Origin of the sequence: uncultured Campylobacter sp. (assembly GCF_938017615.1) — a bacterium.
GTDB lineage: Bacteria > Campylobacterota > Campylobacteria > Campylobacterales > Campylobacteraceae > Campylobacter_B.
The window spans coordinates 1-21,577 of record NZ_CALIJA010000020.1; the positions used below are offsets into that span (position 1 = coordinate 1).

A 21,577-nucleotide genomic window follows, 5' to 3' on the forward strand; every position below is an offset into this window, starting at 1 on the left:
GGCGGGCTAAATTTCTAAATTTAAAAGACAAAGGAAAGATCACTATGGCGGATAGACTGATCGACATCGGGCTCATTTTGTTTTTCGGCGGCTTTTGCATGCTATATAAACGGCGTATGCGGGATTGGCAAAGACTATATGCAGCGCAATAAAATAGACTTGGTGCGCTGGATGTTTAGTCCGAGGCACATCTTGCGATCCAATACGCCGTTTAATTCGAACGAGCCGCTAGAATTAAAATTTAAAGAGCCCAAAAGCAAGCATTTGATCTACAATTTTTTCGAGTTCGTCATACATTATGCGATAATCGCGCCGTTTTTAGCGATCTATGCGGGGATTTTTCTATTTTGCGCGGGGTGCGTCATCAAAATTTTATCCTAAATTTAAAATTTGCGACGCGGATGCAGAGCGGGCATTGCATAGACGCCGTTTTCGTTGCAGAATTTCAAATTTTACGCTGCATCTCTTACCAAGCATACACCGCTTCCGCGTCTTAAAAGTAAAATTTCAAAATCTTATCGCCGAATCCACGGCTTGTGGAATTTATGCCGTGATTTCCGTTTCTATCAGGGCGGGAAGGGGACCCCAATTGCGATGTCACATTTCTTGCGGGTGCCGCCGCCGCAGCACCGCATTGCTCTGCTCGCCTGCAAAACCCCCTACAACGCTATATGGGCGAGCTGCGCTCGCGTTAAATTCTTTCTATTGCGGCTACGCCGCATGAAATTCTTTAGAGGTAAATTTATCGTATTTGGAATTTTAAAATTCCATCTGTGGCTGCCAAACCAATTTATCCGCCGATAAATCATCAAACCGACAAGCCGTCCGCCGATCGTCAAGCTTCCGCTCGACCGCAAACTAAACTAGCCGCCAGCCAAACCGATCGGCAACCGACTAGTCCTCAAACAACCGACCAGCCGCCGAATTTATCGATAGCGGAGCCGTATAAAACCGACCGACCGCCAAAAGCAGTAGCCGCAGACTAGAAGAGCGCGCGCCCGAGTTACAAAACGACTGACCGCCGAAACAATATACCGCCAACCGATCGGCAACCGAACCGATAAACCGCCCAGCCGTAAGCCAAACCCGCAGCCGCTCGATCGCGAGTTAACCCAGAAAGCGGCGCTTATTCTACGTAAATTTTATAATCCCCGTAGCCTAGCGCGTCCATCTCCTCAAGCGGGATAAATTTCAAACTCGCGCCGTTGATGCAGTATCTCATACCGCCCTTCTCTCTCGGTCCGTCCTCAAAGACGTGCCCTAAATGGCTGCCTCCTACGCGGCTGGAGACCTCGACGCGCTGCATGCCGTGGCTGTCATCTTGCGCATAGGCGATCGCATCGGTCGTTATCGGCTTTGAAAAGCTCGGCCAGCCGCAGCCCGCGTCAAATTTATCGGTGGATGAAAACAGCGGCTTTTTCGACACGATGTCGATGTAGATGCCCTTTTTATAATTCTTGTCGTATTCGCTCGAAAACGGCCGCTCGGTCGCCTTTTCCTGCGTGACTTGATACTGAAGCTCGGTTAAATTTTTCTTCAGCTCCTCCTTGCTTTGCACTTTAAATTTCTCATCGTCCTCAAGCGGCTTTTTAGCAAGGCGCAGATCGATGTGGCAGTATCCGCCGGGGTTTTTACCGAGGTAGTCTTGATGATACTCCTCGGCGCGGACGAAATTCCTTAGCGGCGCCACTTCGACGGCGATCTTTTCTTTAAATTTCGCCTGCTGCGCCGCTATGAAAAAGCGCGCCAGCTCGCCGCTCGCCTCATCGGTGTAGTAGATGCCCGTGCGATACTGGCGGCCGCGGTCGTTACCCTGTTTATCGATCGAGAACGGATCGATGATGCGGAAATAATGCGCCAAAATTTCAGGCTCGCTGATGACGTTAGCGTCGTATTTTAAGTGTAGCGTCTCGGCATGATCGCTGCTATGTAAGCCCTCGTAGCTTGCCTTATCGCTCTTGCCGTTGGCGTAGCCCACCTGCGTCGCGACTATGCCGTCGAGCTGTTTGTAATACGCCTCCATGCCCCAGAAGCAGCCGCCTGCTAGATAAATTTCTTTTACGTTTGCGTTCACGCCGCCTCCTTTAACTTTAAAATTTGCGTCCGCCGAGCTACCGCCGCCTGCGGCATTGAGCGCGACTAAATAACCCGCCGCCAAAGCAAAGAGGCAGATTAAAACTTTAGAAATTTTCATTTTGATCCTTTCGTTTTGAAATTTTGCGCAATTTTACAATCTCTAAATGAAGCGAGAGTGAAAGAGAGAAACTTTATCGCTTACGGCGGATCGCTACCCAAATTTTATCGCCGCGGGATCGGAGCTTTCGGCTCGCCGTCGCCGCAGAATTAGAATTTTATCGCTGCGGCGCAAGATCAAAATTTTATCTTATCCTCGCGGCGCGCTGCAGCATCGGAATTTTACCTCCTCGCAAGCGGTTAAAATTCTATGCTATAACGAGGGCTGAAATTTTACCGCCGCCGCCAAGATTAAAATTTTACCGCTTCAGCGGGGGGGCTGGATTTCGCTAGCGCGGTAAGCGGTTGGATTTGATCGCCGCGGCAAGAATTAAAATTTCGCTACCGTTGCGGGGTTGGAATTTCATCGCCCCTGCGCTACGATGAAATTTGTCCCTTTTACGAGCGAGACCCTTGCGCCGTCCATTCGCCTGCGCTACGGCTCGCGTGAAATTTATCCATTCATCGCGGCTTACGTGGGGATTTTAGAGATTTTGATACGCCCTATTGCGGCGCGAAATTTTATCGTCGCGCCTCGCGGCTAGATTTTGCTACCGTCGTGGGGATCAAAATTTACCGCCGCGCCACCGCAATCTGAGCCTGATTTAGCGCCTTTGCGAGTTTTACGACGCGGCCGAATTCTACCGCAGGCGTCGTTTTGCGAGGGCACGGACTGCTCGCGGGACGGAAGCTTTGCGCTGCGCCCGCTACTCTACTACGCGATTAAATTTTATCTATGCGCCGCTTAGGTTGCGGCACGGCGTCCATCCGCTTGCCGCGCGATTAAAATTTATCTACGAGCGCGCCGATTGCGACGAGGCACCGCCTTAAAAATTTATACTCCGCTCCGTATCTGCTGCGAAACGGCGCCGAAATTTCAACGCAAAATGGGCGCCATGAAATTTTCGCGCCGCGAGATAAAATTTGTGCGTCGTTGTACGGCGACGAGGCGTAAACCCATCTGCTGCGTGCGCGATTAAATTTAAAATTTTCGCGCCACGGCCGCTAGATAAAATTTCGCGACCATTCAGGGGCGGCGGATGATTTAAATTTAGATTGTGCCGCGCCTATACGTAGCGCCATATCGCATAGCCAAAAACCCGCGCCGCGCAGTAGTATAACGAAGCGCGAACAGTCAGATCCGCACTGCCTCCGCCACGTAGCGGAGCGCAGCCAAATTTACATCGCGCGCAGCTGTGTAGCGGAGATAGCCCGATCCGCACCGCGTTGGCGTGTAACAAAGCACCGCGCATTAGATCCGCGCAGTGTCCGCTACGAAACGAGCAACGAGATCCGCTCCGGCGCGGTTTTTAAGATTTGCAACGGCATAAAAAGTTATGAAGCCAGCGCAATAAATCCGCTCCACCGCAGGCGAGCAAAATTTAGTGCAAAAAGTGGCGCACTCCCGTAAAATACATCGCCATGCCAAACTCATCGGCGCTTGCGACCACCTCATCGTCGCGGATGCTGCCGCCCGGTTGCACCACCGCTACGACGCCCGCAGCATGGGCAATCTCGATGCTGTCTTTAAACGGGAAAAACGCCTCGCTAGCAAGCGCGCAGCCGCACAGATCGACGCCCACGTCGCGAGCCTTCGCTACTGCCGCGCGTGCGGCGTCCACGCGGCTCGTCATACCCATACCGATCGCGACCATAGCGCGATTTTTGACGTAAACCACGCAGTTACTCTTCGTAAGTGCGGCGATCTGCCACGCGATTTTTAGATCATCAAGCTCGCTCTGGCTCGCCGCGCGCCCCGTGACGCAGCGGGCGTTTGCGACCTCGTCCGCGCCCACGTAGTCGCGCTGCTGATATACGAAGCCGCCGTCAATGAATTTAAAATCATACTTGTCGTTTTCGCGCATTAAAAACTCCCCGCCCTGCTCGAAAATTTTAATACGCTTTTTCTTTTCAAATACCGCAAGCGCCGCGGGCGTAACGCGAGCGGCAAGGATAACTTCGACAAAAATTTCATTGATTTTATGCGCCAGCTCCTCGTCCAAAACGCCGTTTATCACCACGACGCCGCCGTATGCCGAAACGGGGTCGCATTTTAGCGCCTCTACGTAGCTTTCAAGCAGGCTCCCCTTTACGGCAAAGCCGCATGGATTGGCGTGCTTGCAGATCGCCACCGCGGGCGCCTCCCCGAAGCTGCTAGCGAGCATCAGCGCGCCGTGCATATCGGTCATATTATTAAAGCTCGCCTCGCCCTTTAGGCTCTTAAAGTGCTTGCTAAAAAACTCCTCGAACTCGTAAAGCGCGCCCTTTTGATGCGGATTTTCGCCGTAGCGGGTATCGAAGACCTTACTGCCCGTGATAAATTTTTTCGCGCCGAAGCCGCCGTTAAAGCGCTCGTTCATATAGTTTGCGATCATCGCGTCGTAGGCTGCGGTATGCTCGTAAGCTTTTATCATTAAATTTTGCCTAAATTTCAGCTTCTCGCTCTCGTCCGCGCCGCTTAAATTTTGCAAAACCGCGCCGTAATCAAGCGGACTCGTGACGACATATACGCTCGCGAAATTCTTAGCCGCACTTCGAACCATCGCAGGCCCGCCGATATCGATATTTTCGATAATCTCGGAAAAATCGTCGGTGCGAGCTACGGTCGCTTTAAAAGGATATAAATTTACGCACACGAGATCGATGCCGCCGATGCCGTGCTGCACGGCTTGGCTTACGTGATTTGCATCGTTTCGCTTATACAAAATTCCGCCGTGGATCTTTGGATGCAGGGTCTTAACCCGCCCCTCAAACATCTCGGGCGAGCCCGAGTATTGACTAACCTCGAGCACCGCGACGCCGTTTTCGCGCAGAAGCTTAAACGTGCCGCCCGTGCTTAAAATCTCAAATCCGAGCTGCTCAAGCCCTTTGGCAAACTCTACGACGCCCTCTTTATCGCTTACGCTGATTAACGCTCTCATCTTTTCTCCTTTTGATTTATTCGCATAGTTTTTTAAAAATCAGCTCGCGCATATCGTTTGCGTTAAGCTGAAAATACAAAATCGCCTCGCGGCGAGCCTTTTGATACTCGCACCTTGCTTTTTCATCTGCTGCGCCGAGCTTTGCGCCGTTAAATTTCGACATACGCGCCGAACTCAGCTCTTTTAGCCTCTCGCTGCCCACAGAGATACCGCCGCTATAATTAAACCACTCTTTGCTTTGAAAAATATTAAATAAAATTTGAAAATCTACGAAATTTCCCTTATTATACTCGGCGCAGACCCCGTTTTTGTGGCTTGCGGTATAGATCGCGCCGTATCTGCGCTCGAAAAAATATAGTTTTATGAGCTTTGGGTTTTCGTCTAAATTTGCGCCGCTACCGCCTAAAATCGCAAGCTTCGCATCGCCTCGCGTTTCGTAAGGGCCTAAGATCGCGCCGTTTTCGTAGAGATTTTCGCCGTAAAAAGCGTATTTCGTATCTCCAAGCTCGCTTGAAAGAACGTAGGTTTTATCGGTTTCGGGCGAGTTTTTGCCCGCGCAGCCGAGCAGCGACAGAGCCAAAAACAGAGACGAGATAAAAAATTTCATCGCGAAAAATCCTTTAAATTTTAAAATTTTGTCTAATTTATGAAGCGGAATCGGCAAAGCGAAATTTTCTAAATTTACCGCATTTACCGCGCGCAAATTTTAAATTTACTTTTCAAATGCCGCCGCTTTGCTCGCGCGGACGTAAATTTTAAAATTCTGCGCCGCTTGCAAAGGCTAAATTTAAAAGCCGCGCACAAAACGTAAATTTAAACTGCAGTGTAAGCTTAGCCGAAAAGATCGGCGCGAACCGGTTAAATTTAAAATTTCACGGCGCAGCTTTTATCGCTGAGCTAGGTTGGCGCCTCCTCTTGCCGCTTTTAAAATTTTAAATTTACTTGCACATCCTGTTTTCCAGCTCGTCCATAAGCGCGGCTATGTCGTCGCCTACGAGCTCCATTAGCGCCGTTTGTCGCTGCTTCTCGCTCATATTTTTTGCAAGCGCAGGGCTTAGATATTCATATTTTTCATCACTGCTTAGCGCGCGCGAGTTCGAAATATAGACCTTGGCGCTATAGGAGCTGACGAACGCCGTGCCGTCGTAAATGCTTTTATAAATCGTAATATCCACCAAATATCCCGATCTGTAAGCCTCGCAAATGCCGCTCTCGTGGTGAAGCTTCACCGCCTTCACGCCGCTTCTCGGATCGAAAAGATACTTGTTGTAGCTCTTTAAATTTTTGCTTTTAACCGCGCTATCGTCGGTGTAGGCGTATGAGCCGCCCTGCCCGTCGGTCGCGACGCCGAACTCCGCCTCGCCTATCTTTTCATATTTGCCCAGCAGCTTGCCGTTTTCATACACCCGATCCGCGCGCACCTCATAGACCCTCGTTTGGTTGCCGTCGAAAATTTTCAAAGCGTCGCCGTTTTTGGCCTTTGAAGGCGTAGCGAAGCAACCCGCAAGCAAAAACCCAGAAAAGATTAAAATCAAATTTTTCATTTTTCCCTTTTAAAATTTTAAGGCGCGCCGTTTGATAAACAAGCACGCCGCGTTTGCACAAAACCGCTCGCGCCGCCTGTTTAAATTTTACGCACTCGTTTAAATTTTGCGCGCCGATTTAAATTTTACAAGCCGCAAATTTAAAGTGGCACGAGACCCAAAAACCGCACTAAATATAATAGATGCTGTTTTTGATATTTTTGCCGTCAATCTCGTTTTTGCGCCACGAGCTCTCGTCGTTTAGCACGATCCAGCGCTTCTCCTCTTCGCGGTAAAACCAATCCTTGTCGATCTGATAGTAGATCTGGCATCCCGAAATTTCGATGATATTGGCGATGTTGTTGTCGTGGTAGTTGTTTTCGTCGAAGTCGGTGAAAGTGCGCTGCCCCATCTCGGCGTAGAGCTCGTTTAAAATTTGAAGCATCTCGCTTAGGCGCGTATCCATCTTCTCGACCTGAAGCCCAAGCTCGTTAGCCTCTCTGAATAAGATCGGATAGTCGTGCGACGGATAGCCGCTGTTTAGCTTGTCGCTGATAAAGGCGATCTTTTGCTCATCTTCGAAGTGGTAGCGCAGAATTTCGCGGCAAATTTTAAGCGACAGGCTGCTTGCGCGATCGACGGCGCCGAAAACGAGCGGATGGATATATTTGTAAAGCTCCTTGTACGGGTTCTCGTCGTTCGGGCGCTCGTTATTTTTCCAAAGCTTAACCACGCGGCTTAACTCGTCCATCGAGACGTTGGCTTGGTCGTTGGTGTTCGTAACCGGCGAAAGCTCGTGTCGCAGCGAAGTATCGACCGACGTTAGGTATCCTAGCGGCCCCATTAAAATTTTATTCGCCCCAAGCGCCATCATCGTAGCCGCCGAAGCGCAGTTTGCAGGCACCAGCGCGATCAGCTCGTCGCAGTGGTTGCGTAGGATCGAGACGATCTTAAGCGATGCGATACCGCTGCCGCCGTCGCTTTTGATGTAAAGGTAGAGCTTTTCGAAATGCTTGCCCTTGAGGTGGTCGTTGATACTGATCGCGTCGTTGCCGCAGACGCTGCCCGCGCCCGAATTAAAATATGTAAGCAGCGGCGCGCCCAGATATTTCTCGATATTGGTGATCACCTCTTGCGTTTGCTTCATCAAAATAGGCGGTTGCTTCGCCGCCTTTTTGGCGCCCTGCTTCTGCGGCTCTTCGTCTTTGGATAAAAATCCCATGTTTTTCCTTTCGTGTTGGTTTGGTTTTTAAAATTTTATCTTACAAATATCGCGCAATTTGTCCCGGTGCCACTCGATGCTCTCTTTCACCGTATTACCTAGAGCCGTATGCGGGCTTTGCAAGAATGCCCTACTATTTTTTAGTCTTGAGCCCACGTATTCATAGCGCGAGATCACGTTTGCGCTCGCGTTTTGCGACACCGAAGCCGAAAACGAGTATGAATAAAGCGGCGCGGAGGAAGCGTAGCCGCTAAAGTGCTCTTTTAGGCTTACGAATTTGCCCTCCGCAAAGGCCTTACAAACGCCGCCGCTCGCGGAATACTCGGCGATTCGTAGCTCTTTATTGGGCGTAAAAACGTAGATCGTAAATTTATTTAGAGCTCTTTGCGAAATTTGATCCCCAGCCACGTTCATCCCTCTTTCGTCCGTAAATAGATAGAGATTGGAGCCCGCCTCTTCGTATCTTCCTAAGATCGCGTCATCTTTTAAAAGCACGCCGCCTGAAATTTTATACTCGGTGACGGTCTGCCCGTCATAGCTCATCATCACGGAATTTTCCGGATGCAGCTCGGCTTGCGAATACTTTACCTTCATACAGCCTGCGAGCAGCATGGCCGCCGCAAGCAGCGCTAAAATTTTAATTTTATCCATAAATTCTCCAAAGTTTATCTGCAAAAATCGTCTAAAACCATGGTTTTAAGACCTTCGATCGTCTTTTTGAAAAATCCGGCCACAGCCAAGTCCTCCGCGATATATTTCGTATCTTTGCGATCGACCGCTTTTTCAAAATTCATATTTTTATATGCGCTCAACGTTTTTGAGCTCATATTTTGCACCGAGCTCTCGCTTTTTGAAATTTTGCCGTCCGCGTAAAGCCAATCGCCGTCTTTAAACATATTTGAAGTATAGTCGAAATTTACGTATCTGCCTGCATTATAGACGCTACAAATCCCATCTTTGTGCCAAATGCTAAATACCATTGCCCTTTCGTCGTTAAAAAGATAGAATTTCATCCGCTTGGCATTCAGCGCGGACTTATAGTTATTGCCGTAAGACTTGCCCGCTTCATCGAGCACAAGCATCCTAAACTCGCCTCTATCCATAGAATACACGCCTAAGTTTCTGCCGTTTTCATACAGATCCTCGCCCGCAAATTTATAGATCACGGTTTTGTTGCCGTCGTAAAATTTAAACTCCTTGTCGCTCTTAGCCGGGCGCAATATCCCGCATCCTCCAAGTAGTGCCGCCAAAACGGCAAAAATTATAAAATTTTTCATTTATCACTCCTTAAATTTAATCCAACCTTTTAGACTTTTCTCTACAAAGCAGACCAAGAAGCGTAGCACCGCTAAGCACGACGGATGCTTGCACATGATCTGCTACTGTCGAATTTAGTTTTTCTAAAATTTTTTTATCCACATAAGATAACTTTTCATTAACGAAATCATACCTGGATGAAATTTTCCCCATTCCTTTTCTTGACATCAAAACATCATAACTATATGCCACGATCGGCTCGCCTCGTGAATATATAGTAATATACTCCTTTATATGTACATATTTTCCTGCGGACAATGCTTTACAAACGCCGTCATTATGGCTATAAGAGATCACTTTAATAAATTCGTTCGGAACGAATATTATCTCCGTAATTTTTTTAGAATTATGTTTCTTTATCGCACTGGAATCTATATAACCATTTCCCATTTCATCAGTATAAATGTGCGTACCAAGTCCCGGTGCCGTAAGATATTTGCCTAACACTTTGCCATTTTTATAGAGTTTTCCGTTATGGGCTCGGTATCTGGTGGAAATATTTTTGTCAAAGCTTAACATTGCGATATCTTCCGAGTCGGCAATTCCGTTTTGATCTTTTTTGCCCGCGCATCCTCCAAGTAGTGCCGCCAAAACGGCAAAAATTATAAAATTTTTCATTTATCACTCCTTAAATTCTAATCCTTCGCTGCACCTTATCACTGTATCGCGATCCATCTTAAAATTTCAAGGCGTTTTGCGCCCTCAAATTTTAAAATTTGCTCGCCCTACTTCTCGCCGAAGCGCTCCTTTAAAATTTTATACGCCTCGTTGATCTCCTGAAGCCTCTTCGTGCCCTCCTGGATGATCTCCTCGTCCGCACCCTTGCCCATCAGGATGTCGGGGTGGTATTTTTTCACTAGCTCGCGATATTTTTTCTTGATCTCGCTAAACGTAGCGTCTTTGGAGAGCCCCAAAATTTCATACGGATCCCTTTTGCTTTTGGTCGATCCGTAGCCTTGCGAGCCACCACCCGAGCCAGAATACCCGCCGTATGAACCGCCTGAACTTTGTGAGCCTCCGTAACCCGAACCCGCCGAGCCGCCATAGCCGTAGCCCGTACCGCCGCCGTAACTGCTGCTTCCGTAGCCACCCGTGCTTCTGCCGCCGTATTTGTCCCAATACCCGCCGCTTCTTGTGCTATAGCCGTCGTATTCGTCGTAAGCGGAGCTGCTTTGCGAGCCGCCGTTTTCGTAATATGTGCCGTAAAAACTGCGCTCAAAGGTCGCGAATATCTGGCTTTGGATATGCTCCGCAATGCCCAATCCGTCACAAATCTGCGAGATCGTGCGCCGCTCTGCCGCGCTAAAACCGCGATCGACGTAGGCTAAATTTAAAAAGAAATAGATTAGCCCCGTTTTGCGGCTCGGGCTCGGGCGGTAGGTTTGGTTATATTTCTCGGCGAGCTCGCGTACGTTTGCGAGGTTTTCTTTCTCGAGCTTATAAACGAGCTTCAGCGCCTGGCGTTCGCGTTCGCCGGCGCCCATTTGGCGCACCAAATCGTCTAAAATTTCGCTTATCATCGCAGCTTCGGACTCGCTTACGTACCCGTCGCTTTTGGCGACCTTGGCCAGAAGCGCTACTAAAATTTTAGCCTCTCCTAGCTGCATTCGCGCCTTACCGCGATAGCCCGAGTTGCCGAAAACTCCGCCGATCTGGGCAAAAATATAAAGCGCGATTAAAAGAAATATAATGCCGAGCACGCGCTAATCTTCGCTCTTTACGATCTTAGCAAACTCGCCGAAGTAAATTTCTTTTAGCGCCTTTAGATTTTTACGGACGGAATTTATGCGAAACGCTTCGCCACCGCTGATGCCTAGACGCATCAAGCTTAGCCCGTATTTTGCGGCCAGCTCTTTAAATTTCTCCTCGTCGCGCACGCCGAAAATCGCGCGCGAAAAGCTCTCGTCGAAAATATCTCTGCTATCGTCGCAGCTCATCTCAAACTCGCCGCCTACGCCGCCCACGCACGCCATCTTCGCAAGCGTAATCGCTACGCCGCCGATACCTACGGAATTTGCAAATTCCAAAACCCCGCTCCTGCCGGCTTCTATCGCGAAGTCCCACAGCGCGCGCTCGGCCTTTAAACTTAACTCAGGTAGGCTGCCTGCTACGCGATTTTCCACCGCTTTCATATAAAGCGAGCCCGCAAAAACGCCCTTCGTATCGCCTACCAAATAGACGCTCACGCCGCTAGCGCAAAAATCGCTAGGGATGATCTCACCCTCGTTCGTGCCCACGCATACGATCGCGGGAGTGGGCTGAATGCTAATGCCGCCCGTTTCGTTATATAGGCTTACGTTGCCACTTACGACGGGGGTATTTAGCGCGGCGCAAGCCTGCTTGATCCCCTCGCAGCCCTGCGCGAACTGCCACATAACTTCGGGATTTTGCGGATTGCCGTAGTTTAGGCAATCGGTGATGGCTAGAGGCGTCGCGCCGCTCATAGCGACCTTTCGCCCCGCCGACGCTACCGCGAGCGCCGCGCCTATGCGAGGATGGACGTAATTCATCCGCGTGTTGCAGTCCGCAGCCATCGCGAGCTTTACGCCGTTTTGCTTAACTCGCATCACGGCAGCGCCCAGCATACCGGGGCGCTTGGCGGAGTTTAGCCCTACGTTGGCGTCGTATTGATCGTAGATGTAGGATTTATTTAGCACTTCGGGGTCCCCAAAAATTTTATCAAACGCCGAATCCAGCTCGCGCTCGCTTGCGCCGCAGCCGCATAAATTTTGCTGAGCGATCTGCGCCATATATGCAGGCTCTTTTATCGGGCGATCCAGCACGGGTGCGGCTTCGCTAAGCGGCTCGATCGGGATAACGCCCGCTAGCTCGCCGTGCCAAAAAAGCTCCATCTTGCCGCTATCCGTCACCTCGCCGATGACGGCGGCATCCAGATCCCATTTGGCAAAAATTTCTTTGATTTTCTCTTCGCAGCCCTTTTTGGCGCAGATCAGCATGCGCTCTTGGCTCTCGCTTAGCATCAGCTCATACGGGCTCATCCCTGCCTCGCGCATCGGCACCTTGTCTAAGCTTAACCTCATGCCGCTACCGCTACGCCCCGCCATCTCAAAGCTGCTTGAAGTAAGTCCCGCCGCGCCCATATCCTGGATACCCACGACGTAATCGGTTTTAAAAAGCTCCAAGCACGCTTCCATTAGCAGCTTTTCGGCGAACGGATCGCCCACCTGCACGGTCGGACGTAGGGATTTGTTTGCGTCATTAAAGCTATCGCTCGCCATAACGGCTCCTCCGAGCCCGTCGCGCCCGGTTTTGGAGCCCACGTAGATCACGCTATTGCCCACGCCTTCGGCTCTGCCGTAGAAAATTTCATCCTTTTTAACGATACCCAGAGCAAAGGCGTTAACTAAAATGTTGCCGTCAAAGCTAGCGTCGAACGTCGTCTCGCCGCCTATCGTAGGGATTCCCATGCAGTTGCCGTAATGAGCGATGCCTGCAACTACTCCTTTTAGCAGATAGCGCTGCTTCCTAGCGCTTTCGCTTCTTCCTCGCACCTCGCCGAAACGAAGCGAGTTCATATTGGCTTCGACGCGCGCGCCCATCGTAAAGATATCGCGCAATATCCCGCCCACGCCGGTCGCAGCCCCTTGAAAAGGCTCTATGAAGCTAGGGTGGTTGTGGCTTTCCATCTTAAAAACCGCAGCCATGCCACCGCCGATGTCGATGACGCCTGCGTTTTCGCCAGGGCCTTGGATAACCCAAGGCGCTTTGGTCGGGAAACCGCTTAAGTATTTTTTGCTCGATTTATAACTGCAGTGCTCGCTCCACATCGCGCTAAAAATCCCAAGCTCGAGCAGATTCGGCTCGCGACCTAAAATTTTTAAAATTTTTTCATATTCTTCGTCTGAAATTTTATGTGCCGCTACTACTTTTTTGTCCATTTTTTCGCCCTTTTCGCCGTTAAATTTAGGTCCCAATGATAGCTAAAATTTTCTATCATTTCGATTAATCTTCGCCCTTTTTAAGATACTTCTCGTAAAGCTTCGCCTCTTTTAAAAACGCGTAAAATGCGTTAATGTTTGCCGTGATAAATCCCTTGCGCCCGTCAAAAAGCGATCTGCGCAAAATGTATGATTTAAAAAACGCAAACGGATAGATCAGCAAAAGCTTCGCAAGACTGGGCTTTTTGCCCTTTTCAAAATCCCCCTGCGCGCGCAGCGTGGAGTAGTTATTGTTTTTCGTAACGAGCTCTGCGATCGGCTTTTCGCTAAAGTGATTGATGCAAAATTTGCTCTTTTTCACCGCGCCCTTTATGATCGAAATTTGCGCGTGCACCCCCATATTTTTATACTCGCCGCACTCCTTGCGAAAGAAGCGAATGTGAGTATTTTTGCGCACGAGATCCGAGCACTTGCGCCCCAGCGAGTATTCGTGAAATTTAATATCCAGCGCCGAGTAATCGCTCTGGCTCATAAACTCCTCTATCTCGCCTTTTAGCTCAGGACTTACCTCCTCATCGCCGTCGAGATTAAGCACCCATTCGTTGTTACATAGCGAAAACGCGTAGTTTTTCTGCACCCCCTCGCCCTGCCAGTCGTGGTAGTAAATTTTATCGGTAAATTTACGCGCGATCTGCAGCGTGGCATCGGTGCTGCCGCTATCGACGATTATGATCTCGGCAAAATCCGCCACGCTACGCAGCATACGCTCGATGTGGCGCTCCTCATTCATCACTATCGCATAAACGGACGCTTTAATCATAGTTTGTTCCTTATCCTCGTAAATTTCAACCAAAAATCAAAAAACCCCTCCGTGCCCAAAATACCGATGCGCTTTATGGCGTATTTGTCGTCGCCCGCTTCGTAAAGTCCGCGCTTGACGACCACCGCGCCTTTGAAATTTGATCTGGCGATATTTAAAATTTCGTCGTTAAATTTACCGTAGGGGTAGGCAAACACCTCGCAAGGCTGGGCGCAAATACGCGCTACGCGAGCCTTGGATGCGATGATCTCGTCTGCGGCGAGCTGCGGATCGCTCGCGTAGGTAAGGTCTAAATTTACGTGGTGCATCGTATGCGCGCCAAACTCCACCAGCCCGCTTGCTTGCATTTTTAAAATTTGCTCCTCGCTTAGCATCCGCGCAAGATGGGCCGTGTTAGCGCGCTCCCAGTCGTTTTGCACGGCGTCCGGCACCAAAAATATGCTCGCTTTGAAATCGTATTTTTTCAAAATTTCAAAAGCGCTAGTAAAATTATTTTCAAACCCGTCGTCGAAGGTAATGCAAACCGCCTTTTTAGGCAGCCGCTCTAGCGCGATAAGCTCGCTAAACTTAAAGCTGCTAAAGCCGTTTTTCGCAAGCCACGCGATCTGTCTTTCAAAATCCGCAGGCTTCAGCCGCCATTTGTCGAATTTATCGCCCTTATGCTCCTCTACGCTATGATACATCAGCACCCGCGCCTTATGCCAGCCCTGCGGGATCCGCCACCAGTTATACCGCAGCGAAACGCCCACCGCGGCGGCAAAGATCAGAAAAGCCGCAAAATAAATCATCTGAATTTCTCTCCGTTTTTATAGACGAACTCGCGCCACTCGTAGGGCTCGCTAAGCGTTAAGCCAAACGTGAGCTCCAGTATAAATTTAGACACGCGCGTGGCATTTACGATTTCTAGCGCCCTAGCCCGACCGTTTTTGCCGATAGCCTCGAAACTTCCGTTTTGCAAGCATTCTTTGATCTTGGCAAAACAATCCTTTACATCGCTAAAATATACGACATCGCGCCCATCCATAAAAAGTCTATCCAAGCCCTTTATAGCGGGACTGAATGTGCAAACTCCGCACCCCATAAATTGAGCCATTCGATCGGATGAGTATAAAATTTTACTTTGATTCGGCTTCCAAACGCCGTCATCCGCGTTAAAATTTATCGCTATTTTAGAGCGCGAAATTTCTTGCTGAAACCGCTCCCCAAATACAAACGGCTCGCCTAAACTTCCGTAAATTTTAATCTCGATCCCCTCTTTGGCGCATAGCTGTTTTAGAGTCTCGATAAATTCCTTTCTGTTAGGCAGGTAGTCGTTGCCGATATAAAGGACGTCGTGGCTCTTTTCCAAATCAAAATTTCTATCGAATGCGGCATCCGAGATATTGGGCATAAACGAAACCAAAGTATTTGGATTGCGGCGCGAAATTTCCGCCAGATCCGTAGCATTCGTGCAAAAAAACGCATCGGCTAGGGAAATTTTATTAAAATCGCCGCTATCGGCGCTCCTTAAATCCGCATACCACTGGATTATTTTGATCTTCGGCAGTAGCTTTTTGATGCGGCTTAGAGTATCAAATTTTATCTTTTCGACCTTGCCGATTAAAAGCAGATCGGCGCCGATGTTTTCGCAGATACGCACGAGTTTGGCGTTCATTTTAGCTAACCCGCTGTTTTTCAGCCCGCAAAAGCGCAGACTCCGCTCCCAATCGCGGTAGCTAAAATCATAGACGAAGTGTCCGCAGCGAACGAGGCCGTGGCTGATCTTGCGTTCCATGCCGTAGAAAAAACTACCGTCGTCGTATTCGTTAAAAATGCCGCAATGCACGATCTTTAGGCTTCGCATAACAGCTCCTCGTAGTAATTTTTAAGCGAGCTGATATAATTTTGCAGCGTCAAAGTTTGCTTAAGACTGGCGTGTTTTTGCGCAAAAGCTCGGACGGATTTGCCGTAAGTGCGGTAAATTTCATCGATTTTGACGCCTAGATCCGCCGCCTCATACAAAAACTCTTCGCTTAAAATTTCCGAAATTCCGCCCACGCGGGTGGATATCAGCACGGGTGAATAAAAAATACCTTCGATCAAAATCACCGGAAAGCCCTCCTTGCGCGAGCTGATGACGTGCAGGTGCGACGCGCTCAGAGCAGCCGCAACGTCGTCGCAAAAGCCGCACAGCCGCACCCTATCCTGTAAATTTAGCAAATCGATTAAATTTTGCAAATTTTGCCTCTCGCCGCCCTGACCGTAAATTTTAAGCTCGAAATCAAATTTCAGCTCGCTTGCGGCGCGGATCAAAAGATCAAAACCCTTGATCTTATCGAGCCTGCCGACCGCGACGATGTTAAATTTAAAATTTTCCGCCGCCGCGCTTGCGCCCTGTTGCAATACGAATGCACTGCCAGTTTTATTTTGCGATGCGTCCGCATCCAAAGGCGTATCTTGCGACGCAAATGCAGCGCCAGCTATGTTTTGCGGTGCGCCCACAGCGCCAGCCGAGTCGCCGCGCGCATCTTTTTCCCCCTCAAGCGCCTTATTTGCGGCGCCCTCTGCGTCCTTGCAGCGCGCTAAAATTTTATGATTTGCAAACTCCAGCCGCGGCTCTATGCCAAAATATATCACCTTCGCGGCGTGATTTATCGTGGTTGCGACCTTGCGCGAGGCTGCGATGACGTTTCGCACGCGATTGAAAACGGGCGCCTTGCGGTCGTTGTGTTTGGTCGCGACAAGCTTAAGGTTTAGAAATTTTTCGACCACGAAGCCGATCTGTACGGCTTTGGCGCCATGCGAATGTAAAATTTCAAATCCGCCCGAGCGTAAAAACCGATAAATTTCAACGAACAAAAACGGATTGTAGCGCTTGTCGCGGCTTTTGTACTGATAAATTTGCACGCGCGCATCCAAGCGCTGCAAAAACTCGCATCTATCGGGCACAATTAGCGCCGTCTGCTCGCTTTTGCAAAGCTCATTTAGCGAGTCGATCACGATCTTTTCGACGCCGCCGTAAAATCTGGAGCAGCAAAGGTAGGCGATTTTCATCTATTTCTGCCCTTTTTCATCTTCAAAATAAAGCTCAAAAGCCCCTGCCTGCCGCTAACCATGATGCGCGGAATTTCAAAATTTGAGTAGTGAGGGCGCAACACGTCGTTTTGCGTCGTAACGGCGCAGCTAAAGCCCGCCTCGCGCGCGTAGCGCACGCTAATCTCGTCGTAAAAGCCGAACGGATAGGCAAAGGCGCTGCAAGGGATGTCAAATTTCGCCTCTATTTCGCGCTTTGATTCACTCATCTGACGCAGCTGCTCTGCCGCGTCTAAGCTAGGTAAATTTGCGTGATCCAGCGTATGTGAGCCGATCTCGATGAGCCCGCTTCGCAAAAGCTCGCGAACCTCATCGTCGCTTAGCATCTGTTCGCGATTTAGCTCGTCGCTTGATTTTTTCAGATCCTTATCGGTCGCCCAATTCCCCTCAAAGCGCCGGTTCACGATGAAAATCGTCGCCTTAAAGTCGTATTTTTGAAGTATCGGCAGAGCGCCCGTGAGATTATCGCGGTATCCGTCATCAAAGGTAATACAAACCGCCTTTGCGGGCTTTTTATCCAAGCTTGTAAGCTCGCTTAAAGTGTAACTCGTAAAGCCGTTTCGCTTCAGCCACGCAAGCTGTTTTTCAAACGCGGCGGGTGTCACGCGCAGACGGTTAAATTTAGAGGCGTGCTTTGGCAGATGCTCGCGGATCATATGATACATCAGCACGCGCGGATACTCGTAAGGCAGATCCTTCGCCCACCACGCGAAGCGCAGGCAAAACCACGCAAAAAATGCCGCCGCCACAAAAGCCAAAACCGCCGCCGCGTAGATCATCGCTCAATCCTCATGCGATAAGCCAAAAAGCTCAAAATCGTAGCCAAGCTTAGCGCTTCTTTCGACAGATACGCGCCGTGATCAAACTGGCAATCTATCAAAAGATAGATTAGAAGCGCAAGAACCCCAAACTGCCTGCTTTGAATGCACTCCTTAAAAACGCTAAATAAAATCAAGCCGTAAAAGATGAGGCCGAACACGCCGCTATAAAGTAAAATTTCTAAAAATAGATTGTGCGGCGCGTTATATTCAGGATGCTCAAGGACCGGGGAACCCGGCAAATTTATATATGAGCCCAGTCCGTAGCCCAAGATAGGCTTTTGCTGCGCCATTTCCAAAATATAGCTCCAAATCACGGTTCTGCCTGAGGAGTTGCCGCTAAATAGCGCGGCTAGCCTTTGTTCAAACGACGGCGAAAGCGCAAGCAAAACAGCAAAAATCGCGATGAAGCCTACCGTGAAAAGCAGGTATTTTTTGTTTAGGCTCTTTAAATTTAGCGCGCTATAAAACGCAAGCGCACAAAACGCGCCGACCCACGCCGCTCTGGAAAATGAAAAGATCATAAAAAATGCAAATAAAAATAGAGCTGCAAATTTAAGCGCCAAAGGCCGCCGTATCACCACCGCGCTAAGGCAGAGCCCAAAGCCCATAAAAAGCCCTAAAATATTGCGGTTCGAAAGCGCTCCGCTAAGACCTCCGCGAACAGAGTCGCTTGAAAAGACGATCGCATCGGCGCTGCTTACAAGCTGATAGATCACGCTTACCGATAAAATTCCAAGCCCCACAAACAAAAAGGCAAAAACGGCGTTTTGATCAAAAAATTTAAGCTTGTAAAAATAGCAAAGTACCAAAAATATCGCGCCGTATCGAAGGACGAAAAATAGCGTGCTCTGCCATGCTTTTTTTGAGATAACCGCCTCGTTTAGGAGGTTTGAGATCGCTAGCGTCGCTACCAGGCAGAGGAAGCAGATCGCGATAAATCGCGTTTTTTTCAAAATTTCGCTTAAAATTGCGTAGTTTTTAAAATACAATAGATGCGCCAAAAAGAGTAAATTTAGCGCCGCAAAGGAGATCTGATAGACCGCGTTTTTGAAAAACAGCGACGCGCACCAAAGAAGCAGTAGTGTTAAAAAAGTGATCCTCCAGCCGCTAAGCGCGCCGTTTTCGTAAAAAAATTTTTTCATATTAAACTCTCATAAACCTTTATCGTTTTTTCTACCATCTGCTCTAGGCTGAAGTTTTGCGAAACGTAGCCGTAGCCGTCAAATTTCAGCTCGCGCGCGGGAGCAAACAGCCCCGCTAACGCCTGTGCGTCGCCCACGTCAAAAAAATAGCCGTTTTCGCCCTCTTTTATGATATCTAGCGCGCCGCCGTGACGGGTCGCGATCACCGGGCAGTTCAGCGCGATCGCCTCAGCCATCGAGCGCCCGAAGCTCTCGGGCTTGCTTGAAGCACTTACCATGACCGATGAGAGCGAGTAAATCTCGGCCACCTTGCTCTGCGAACCTGCAAAAATTACGCGCTCACCGAGTCCAAGCCCCTCTACGAGCGATTTTAGCTCCGAAAAATACTCGTCGCGACCCGCTCCCACGCCGCCTACGATCAAAATTTTAAGATTTTGTTCGCTTGCTAAAGCCGCGGCGCGGATCAGGGTTTTGTAATCCTTAATCTGCGTGATACGCCCAACGCCCGAGACGATGAAATCATCCTGCGCGAGGTTAAAATTCTGTCTAAATTCCGCGATGAAGCGCTCGTCTAAATTTTTGGGATTAAATTTTTCTAGATCGATGCCGCGCGGAATAATCGTGATCTTGGCTGCGTCTACGCCGTAGCTTCGCACCACGTGATCGCGCGCATAGCCGCTAGGACAGATGATCGCGTCCGCATCCGTCATGATTTTACTGTAAAAATTTACGGAATTTATCCCATGCACGGTGCTTACGATCTTTGCTTTGGGATGGGCAAATTTAACCAGCCACGCTGGCACGCGGGAGCGGACATGCACGATGTCTGGAGAAATTTCGTTTAAAATTTTACGCAGCTTTAAAACGCGCGCCGGAGCGCTTAGGATATTTTTGGAACAAACGTCGAGCTGTACGTGCATGCCGCCGTCTTTTTCTATCTCTGGCGCCAATTTGCCGCCGTTACTGATAACGAAATTTTCGATGCCGCGCCGCGCAAACTCTCTATTTAGCTCGACTACGCCGCGCTCGACGCCGCCTTCGTTCAGCTCGGGCAGGATTTGCACGACCCTCATATTTTTATCTCCCTCACAAACGCCTTAAGATCGTACTTTGCGGTCTTTTTTAGCGCTTCATCGTAGCGCCTAGCATGTCCCGTAGAAACGAGAGAGCTTATAAAATCGTCAAATTTATTATGAGCGTCTTTGCGTTTTAAACTCAAAATAGCTACGCTCGCACTTCCGTTAGATACGGCCTCGCTTATCATCGAGACGCTGTCCTCGCTGATAAAAACCCACTCGCACTGCGCCAAAAAATCGCCGATCGGATTTACGGGCTCGCGGCTATAAATCACGCTGTAATCCCAACTGAGCTTTTCTAGCGCACTCTCGGTAGCCCGCGGCGTGCGCGGAGAGGTCGTTAACGCAAACTCGCAGTCCGCAAACCGCGCCCTTACGCCTTCAATCTGCTTTAAAATTTCATCCCCCATCTCAAAGCAGGAATTCGGCCCGCCGATGATAAATCCGATGGATTTGCGCTGCGACCGGTACAGCCCCTGCGGGCGCGAAAAACTAAGCGAGACGGGCGAAATTTTAAGGTTCGCGCGCGACGTCGGGCGATCATGCGCGCCTGCGATGATGACGCTAAAATCCTTGCGGTAGCCCTTCGGATACATCAGTGCTATACTCGGCTTTGCGTATCTGCGCGCGTAAAATTTCAGCGCGTAATAGCTCGTGGAGCCCGCGCCTACAAATAGATCGAAATTCGCGAAATTTAAATTGCGATCCGCCGCGGCATCTAAATTTGCGCTATCTGACGCGGCGGGACTATTTAAATTTGATCCGTTTTTACGGTCCGCCGCCGTGCCACTCCCGCCAAGATCGCACTTAAAAATTTTAAAATAAAGCCCAAAAAAATCAAGCGCGTAGGAGCAGAGTTTAAGAAGCTTGTTTGCGTAAGCGATCTTGCAAATGCAAAAATCAAGCCCTTTTAGCTCGCAAAATGCGATACTTTGGTTCTCGTGCCCCTTGCGGCCGTCGCTTAAGATGAGCGCTTTTCGATGCGGATTTTTTGGGGCGGACTGATTTGCAGCGGAGTTTTCGCTGTTTAAATTTAAAGAGCCGCCGCCTGCGTGCCACGCGTAATCTGAGGCACCCGATCTTAAATTTTTACCTCTAAAATTTTCACGGCGCAAAATGTAAGAGGGGCTGCCGCAAATCGATATGAAATTTCTAAAGTTCGAATTTTTATAATCTCGCGCGACGACAGCGATCGTCATATAGCTTTCGCGATTTAAAATTTTACCTTCTCGCGCGGCACTGCCTAAATTTACGGCGCTTTGCTCTTTTGCAAAAAGGCGCGAGCTCTGCGGCGCGGATAAATTTCTCACGATGCCCCGTCTGCTCTCGCCTCTTGAAATTTGCCGCGCCATCAGTCCATCTTCCATCGTTTGTGTATCCAAAACCACTGCTGCGGCGCGGTTTGCACGACTTCTTCGAAAATGTCGTTGCACTTTTGCGTGATAAACAGCTCGGCTTCGTCCTTATTTAGCCCTTCAGGTAGCGGCGGAAAATCCTTAATCACGATCTCATAGCGATTATCCGCGCCGCGC

The 21,577-nt window shown here is 49.5% G+C and carries 19 protein-coding genes and 1 pseudogene; 1 reads left to right on the forward strand and 19 read right to left on the reverse strand.

From position 1 onward, the window contains the following. Nucleotides 1–1,126 precede the first annotated feature (1,126 nt). Entirely contained in the window at nt 1,127–2,194 is a 1,068-nt protein-coding gene (msrB, locus tag Q0620_RS00845) for a peptide-methionine (R)-S-oxide reductase MsrB (RefSeq protein WP_298782812.1), read from the reverse strand. A gap of 394 nt (nt 2,195–2,588) precedes the next feature. On the opposite strand from msrB, the gene Q0620_RS00850 reads away from it, so the two are divergent. Then, the gene (locus Q0620_RS00850; protein ID WP_298782813.1) at nt 2,589–2,777 is read left to right on the forward strand and encodes a hypothetical protein; all 189 of its coding nucleotides are present in this window, start codon (nt 2,589–2,591) and stop codon (nt 2,775–2,777) included. An 837-nt stretch (nt 2,778–3,614) separates the two neighbouring features. On the opposite strand, the gene purH is transcribed toward Q0620_RS00850, so the two are convergent. From purH to Q0620_RS00940, 18 genes and pseudogenes are all read right to left on the reverse strand, one after another. Then, a complete protein-coding gene (gene purH / locus Q0620_RS00855) occupies nt 3,615–5,153 on the reverse strand; it encodes a bifunctional phosphoribosylaminoimidazolecarboxamide formyltransferase/IMP cyclohydrolase (RefSeq protein WP_298782814.1) in 1,539 nt (512 codons plus the stop codon). 16 nt (nt 5,154–5,169) lie between these two features. Beyond that, nucleotides 5,170–5,760, reverse strand: a complete 591-nt coding sequence (locus tag Q0620_RS00860) for a hypothetical protein (RefSeq protein WP_298782815.1) — start codon at nt 5,758–5,760, stop codon at nt 5,170–5,172. Between the two features lie 331 nt (nt 5,761–6,091). Further along, on the reverse strand, nt 6,092–6,697 hold the full coding sequence (locus tag Q0620_RS00865) for a hypothetical protein (protein ID WP_298782816.1): 606 nt from the start codon (nt 6,695–6,697) through the stop codon (nt 6,092–6,094). A 169-nt stretch (nt 6,698–6,866) separates the two neighbouring features. Then, nucleotides 6,867–7,898, reverse strand: a complete 1,032-nt coding sequence (locus tag Q0620_RS00870; protein ID WP_177387284.1) for a hypothetical protein — start codon at nt 7,896–7,898, stop codon at nt 6,867–6,869. Between the two features lie 27 nt (nt 7,899–7,925). Beyond that, nucleotides 7,926–8,549 carry a hypothetical protein gene (locus tag Q0620_RS00875; RefSeq protein ID WP_298782817.1) on the reverse strand — a complete coding sequence of 208 codons (624 nt, stop codon included), beginning with the start codon at nt 8,547–8,549 and terminating at the stop codon, nt 7,926–7,928. A 14-nt stretch (nt 8,550–8,563) separates the two neighbouring features. Beyond that, on the reverse strand, nt 8,564–9,175 hold the full coding sequence (locus tag Q0620_RS00880) for a hypothetical protein (protein WP_298782818.1): 612 nt from the start codon (nt 9,173–9,175) through the stop codon (nt 8,564–8,566). A gap of 16 nt (nt 9,176–9,191) precedes the next feature. Then, complete coding sequence (locus tag Q0620_RS00885) at nt 9,192–9,833, reverse strand: hypothetical protein (RefSeq protein ID WP_298782819.1); 642 nt, start codon at nt 9,831–9,833, stop codon at nt 9,192–9,194. Nucleotides 9,834–9,940: 107 nt separating this feature from the next. Next, complete coding sequence (locus Q0620_RS00890; RefSeq protein ID WP_298782820.1) at nt 9,941–10,822, reverse strand: molecular chaperone DjiA; 882 nt, start codon at nt 10,820–10,822, stop codon at nt 9,941–9,943. 96 nt (nt 10,823–10,918) lie between these two features. Further along, complete coding sequence (purL, locus tag Q0620_RS00895; protein ID WP_298782821.1) at nt 10,919–13,114, reverse strand: phosphoribosylformylglycinamidine synthase subunit PurL; 2,196 nt, start codon at nt 13,112–13,114, stop codon at nt 10,919–10,921. A 64-nt stretch (nt 13,115–13,178) separates the two neighbouring features. After that, entirely contained in the window at nt 13,179–13,934 is a 756-nt protein-coding gene (locus Q0620_RS00900; RefSeq protein ID WP_298782822.1) for a glycosyltransferase family 2 protein, read from the reverse strand. After that, on the reverse strand, nt 13,931–14,722 hold the full coding sequence (locus tag Q0620_RS00905) for a polysaccharide deacetylase family protein (protein ID WP_298782823.1): 792 nt from the start codon (nt 14,720–14,722) through the stop codon (nt 13,931–13,933). The genes Q0620_RS00900 and Q0620_RS00905 overlap by 4 nt, the downstream gene beginning before the upstream one ends. Next, entirely contained in the window at nt 14,719–15,777 is a 1,059-nt protein-coding gene (locus tag Q0620_RS00910; RefSeq protein WP_298782824.1) for a glycosyltransferase, read from the reverse strand. Before Q0620_RS00910 ends, Q0620_RS00905 begins: the two co-directional genes overlap by 4 nt. Continuing rightward, nucleotides 15,765–16,967: a glycosyltransferase gene (locus tag Q0620_RS00915; RefSeq protein WP_298782825.1), complete on the reverse strand. Its 1,203-nt coding sequence runs from the start codon at nt 16,965–16,967 to the stop codon at nt 15,765–15,767. The genes Q0620_RS00910 and Q0620_RS00915 overlap by 13 nt, the downstream gene beginning before the upstream one ends. Continuing rightward, the gene (locus Q0620_RS00920) at nt 16,964–17,785 is read right to left on the reverse strand and encodes a polysaccharide deacetylase family protein (protein WP_298782826.1); all 822 of its coding nucleotides are present in this window, start codon (nt 17,783–17,785) and stop codon (nt 16,964–16,966) included. The genes Q0620_RS00915 and Q0620_RS00920 overlap by 4 nt, the downstream gene beginning before the upstream one ends. After that, nucleotides 17,782–18,969 (reverse strand): O-antigen ligase family protein, encoded by a 1,188-nt coding sequence (locus Q0620_RS00925; RefSeq protein ID WP_298782827.1) that lies wholly within the window; start codon nt 18,967–18,969, stop codon nt 17,782–17,784. The genes Q0620_RS00920 and Q0620_RS00925 overlap by 4 nt, the downstream gene beginning before the upstream one ends. After that, a complete protein-coding gene (locus tag Q0620_RS00930) occupies nt 18,966–20,042 on the reverse strand; it encodes a glycosyltransferase family 4 protein (RefSeq protein ID WP_298782828.1) in 1,077 nt (358 codons plus the stop codon). Before Q0620_RS00930 ends, Q0620_RS00925 begins: the two co-directional genes overlap by 4 nt. Next, nucleotides 20,039–21,427: an ELM1/GtrOC1 family putative glycosyltransferase gene (locus tag Q0620_RS00935; protein WP_298782829.1), complete on the reverse strand. Its 1,389-nt coding sequence runs from the start codon at nt 21,425–21,427 to the stop codon at nt 20,039–20,041. Before Q0620_RS00935 ends, Q0620_RS00930 begins: the two co-directional genes overlap by 4 nt. Continuing rightward, nucleotides 21,397–21,577: pseudogene (locus Q0620_RS00940) on the reverse strand (acyltransferase); the annotation flags it as partial. The gene Q0620_RS00935 and the pseudogene Q0620_RS00940, both read right to left, overlap by 31 nt.